The organism is Stenotrophomonas sp. STEN029 (genome assembly GCF_056760015.1).
This window is the reverse complement of record NZ_JBRREC010000160.1, coordinates 1-4017: the sequence shown is the minus strand read 5'-3', so window position 1 is coordinate 4017 and position 4017 is coordinate 1. Positions and strand designations below refer to the sequence as shown.

At 63.7% G+C, this 4017-nt stretch carries 5 protein-coding genes; 3 read left to right on the top strand and 2 right to left on the bottom strand.

Going from position 1 to position 4017, the window contains the following annotated elements:
* The first annotated feature begins 473 nt into the window (after positions 1 to 473).
* Both ACVOLI_RS20255 and ACVOLI_RS20250 read left to right on the top strand, forming a co-directional pair.
* Entirely contained in the window at positions 474 to 830 is a 357-nt protein-coding gene (locus tag ACVOLI_RS20255) for a DMT family transporter (RefSeq protein WP_481615754.1), read from the top strand.
* A 1-nt stretch (position 831) separates the two neighbouring features.
* Positions 832 to 1146 carry a DMT family transporter gene (locus ACVOLI_RS20250; RefSeq protein WP_481615753.1) on the top strand — a complete coding sequence of 105 codons (315 nt, stop codon included), beginning with the start codon at positions 832 to 834 and terminating at the stop codon, positions 1144 to 1146.
* A gap of 225 nt (positions 1147 to 1371) precedes the next feature.
* Here ACVOLI_RS20250 and ACVOLI_RS20245 read toward each other — a convergent pair whose 3' ends face one another.
* Positions 1372 to 2685, bottom strand: coding sequence for a polyhydroxyalkanoate depolymerase (locus ACVOLI_RS20245; protein WP_481615752.1), 1314 nt, complete (start codon positions 2683 to 2685; stop codon positions 1372 to 1374).
* Positions 2686 to 2766: 81 nt separating this feature from the next.
* Entirely contained in the window at positions 2767 to 3363 is a 597-nt protein-coding gene (locus ACVOLI_RS20240; RefSeq protein ID WP_282273139.1) for a class I SAM-dependent DNA methyltransferase, read from the bottom strand.
* 63 nt (positions 3364 to 3426) lie between these two features.
* Here ACVOLI_RS20240 and ACVOLI_RS20235 point away from each other — a divergent pair, with 63 nt between their 5' ends.
* On the top strand, positions 3427 to 3882 hold the full coding sequence (locus tag ACVOLI_RS20235) for a CopD family protein (protein WP_481615751.1): 456 nt from the start codon (positions 3427 to 3429) through the stop codon (positions 3880 to 3882).
* Positions 3883 to 4017: the final 135 nt, after the last annotated feature.

The following is a 4017-nucleotide window of genomic DNA, read 5'->3' as shown; positions in this document are numbered from 1 at the left end:
GGTAGATGGTCAGATGGCAGAAATACCCCGCCAGTCATTGTTGCCAGCTTCGCGGCTGACGCCGCTCCTACAGTTCTGGATTGCTGGTAGAGCCCCTGCCGAGCATGACTCGGCACTACGCTCCCTCCCTTTCGCGCAGCGAAGGGGAGGGCTGGGGAGGGGTTGGCTTTTCGCTGGCGGATTCAGTTGTAGCTTCGCGGCTTATGCCGCTCCCACAAAAAGTCGGAGTTGCTTGCACTGCCGGCAAAGCCTCTGCCGAGCATGGCTCGGCACTACGCTCCCTCCCTTTCGCGCAGCGAAGGGGAGGGCTGGGGAGGGGTTGGCTCTTCGCTGGCGGATTCAGTTGTAGCTTCGCGGCTCACGCCGCTCCCACAAAAAGCCGGAGTTGCTTGCACTGCCGGCAAAGCCCCTGCCGAGCATGGCTCGGCACTGCCTCGCGCTATGCTGGTGGCGGTTTTTTTGTGGAGAACGCCGTGGCCAACAAGGGCTGGTTCTACGTGGCCCTGACCTGTCTGTTCGAACTGGTCTGGGTGTATGGCTTCAATGTGGCTGCCGCATGGTGGCATTGGATTCCGATCATCGTGGTGATCGTGGTGGATTTCCATTGGCTGGCCAAGGCCTGCGAATCATTGCCGACCGGCACGGTGTATGCGGTGTTTGCCGCCGTTGGCACGGTGGGAACGGCGCTGATGGATATCTTCCTGTTCGACGGTAGCTTCAGCCTGGCCAAGGGCGTGTTCATGGCGGTGCTGGTGGCAGGCGTGATCGCGTTGAAACTGGCCGATGGCAAGGAGGCCGCCGCGCCTGAAGCAGACGGGCAGGGAGGCTGATATGGGCTGGTTTCTGGTGATCGCCGCGGCCTTGATGGAGACAGTGGGCGTGATTGGCCTGAAGCGTTACAGCGGACGCAAGAGTCTGTTGAACGTGATCCTGTTCTTCGGCGGGTTCGGCGCCTCGTTCGTGCTGCTGTACCAGTCCTTCCGTTACATCCAGTTGAGCATTGCCTATGCGGTGTGGATTGGTCTGGGAACGGCCGCTGCGGTGCTGGTGAACATGTTGTTCTTTGGGGAGTCGCGGAGTACGGCGCGCTTGTTTAGCCTGGCGGTGATCGTGGTTGGGGTGGTGGGCTTGAAGGCGGTTTCTTGAATGCAGAAGGCCCCGGGAGTGCCGGGGCCTTGGTGTTAGTGCTCCCTCTTTCGGGGCGTCGGAGCGATGGCCGTTGCCTATATTTTCCAGACTTCGGTTTGCCCTCACCCCAACCCCCGCGCCGCGCCCCGGCCCTTGCGCTGGCGCAAGGGCGTTCGATGGGCAGCGAACCAATGGTTCGCAAGCTGCCCCTCTCACCCCGCAGGGAGAGGGGCTCAAGCCGGCTCAGCGCTGGGCGCGGCGGCGCAGTGGGGTTACGTTGCTGCTGGCTTTTCTGGCCTTTTTTGCCGCCGGTTGCGCGGACTGGGCGCTGAAGAAATCGCGCATCTTCGGGTACACCACTTCGCGCCAGCGGCGGCCGCTGAAGATACCGTAGTGGCCGGCGCCTTCGACGATGAAGTGGTCGCGGCGCGAGGCCGGGATGCCGGTGCACAGCGCCTGCGCGGCTTCGGTCTGGCCGAGGCCGGCGATATCGTCGAGCTCGCCTTCGATGCTCAGCAGGGCGGTGTCGCGGATCGCCGAGGGATCGACGTGCTCGCCGCGCACATACCACTCGCCGCGCGGCAGCAGGAACTCCTGGAACACCACGCGGATCGTGTCCAGGTAGAACTGCGCCGGCATGTCCAGCACGGCGTTGTATTCGTCGTAGAAACGGCGATGCGCGTTGGCATCGTCCAGGTCGCCCTTGACCAGATCCGTGTAGAAATCCCAGTGCGACATCAAGTGGCGGCTGGGATTCATCGACATGAAGCCGGCGTGCTGCAGGAAGCCCGGATAGACCCGGCGGCCCTGGCCCGGATACGGCGCCGGAATGGTGTGGATGACGTTGTTCTCGAACCACGACATCGGGTTGCGGGTGGCGAGGTTGTTGACCGCGGTCGGGCTGCAACGCGCATCGATCGGGCCACCCATCATCACCAGCGAGCGCGGGGTGGTTTCGCCACGGCTGGCCATCAGTGAGACTGCAGCCAATACCGGCACGGTTGGCTGGCAGACGCTGACCACGTGCACGTTCTCGGCGCCGAGGTGGCGGATGAACTCCTGCACGTATTCGATGTAGTCGTCCAGGCCGAACTCGCCCTGTTCCACCGGCACCATGCGCGCGTCGACCCAGTCGGTCACATAGACGCGGTGGTCGCGCAGCAGGGTGCGCACGGTGTCGCGCAGCAGCGTGGCGTGGTGGCCGGACAGTGGCGCCACCACCAGCACGATGGGCTGGGCGAGCAGGGCTTCAACCTTGGAGGTTTCGTTGCTGTGGCGCTTGAAGCGCAGCAGCTTGCAGAACGGCTTCTCCACTTCGGTGAGCTGGGCGATCGGCACGATCTCGCCATCAAGTTCCAGTTCGTGGATGCCCCATTCGGGCTTCTCATAATCCTTGCCGAGGCGGTGGAACAGCTCGTTCATCGCCGCGAAGCGATCAGCGCCCGGCATCGACGACCACCAGTGGCCCGAATTATTGAAGAACGCCGCATTTGCCTGCGCCTGGTGAACCCAGGGCGCAAGCAGGTTGCGGGTCAATTCATGCAGTTGATAAAGCATGACGTCCCAATATGTACAGTCATATGATGCTGTGCAGCATAGCGCACTATGGCATTTGCGGCGTTAAGCCGGTATCGGCCTTTAGTCGGCCCGTTCCAGCGCGGCGATGTCTTCGCTGAATGCGGGCCCCAGCCAGCAATGCGAGCCGACGCCGCGGAAACCCGCTTCACGCAGCTGGCGCTTGTACCAGCGGGCAGGGCGCTGCTGGAAGCCGTCGTGGTCGCCATGGAACTCGTCCTCGGCGGTGAATGCCTCTAGGAAGGCGACCCCGCCGCAGAGTTCGGCCAGGCCCGGCAGGCCCTTGCGCAGTTCGCGGCTGGGCACGTAGTGGATGACATCCGAGCAGACCAGCAGGTCGACCGGCGCGCAGGGGCGCAGCCACTGGAAGTCGCCGAAGCTGGCCAGATGCAGGTTGCGGGTGCGGCCATAGCGGCGCACTGCGTACTCGCTGCTGTCAAAGCCCATGTACTGCAGTTTGGGTCGCAGCTTGAGCAAGGGCGCGCGCCAGGCGCCTTCGCCGCAGCCAACGTCGAGCACGCTGCGGATCGGGCGCTCCAGGTAGTACTCGGCTGCGGCAACGGCCAGCTGCACCTTGCGTGCCAGGCGCGCTGCGCCGCCGATATCGTCGCGGCGATACCAGCGTTGGAAGTAGTCGGCGTCGTACTGCTTGTCCTGCATGTGCGTGTCTTGTGCGGATGGGCGAAAATGGCGCTCATCCTACGCCGCCGATGGAGCCAGCGCATGCAGTCGTACTTTTGGGTAAAGACCTTCCACCTTGTTTTCGTGGTGGCGTGGATGGCGTCGGTGTTCTACCTGCCGCGGATCCTGGTCAACCTGGCCGAGGCTGCGGGGCAGCCGGCGGTGGTGGAGCGGCTGCAGTTGATGGGCAAGCGCCTGTACCGGTTTGGCCATGTGATGTTCGGCTTTGCCTTCATCCTGGGGCTGGTGCTGTGGCTGGGTTACAAGGTGCTGCCGGAGTTCCCGACCATGGTGGCGCCGGGCGCTGCCGGCTGGCTGCATGCAAAGCTGGGATTGGTGGTCTTGCTGATGGTGTATTTCACCTTCACCGGGCGCTGGTTGAAGGGCACGATCAAGGGCAAGGCCCTGCCATCTTCTGGGGCATTGCGCTGGTTCAATGAGCTGCCGTTGGTGCTGTTCATTGCCATCGTTTATTTGGTGCTGGCGAAGCCGTTCTGAGTTTTCTGCAGGGCTGCGAAGATCAACTGCACCCCTCCCAACCCTCCCCTTGGGGGGGGGCGGCGGCGGGGGGGCGAACAGCGGCGCCCAGCATATGCGGGTGGACCGGGGGCGGGCGGGGGGGGTGGGGGTTTG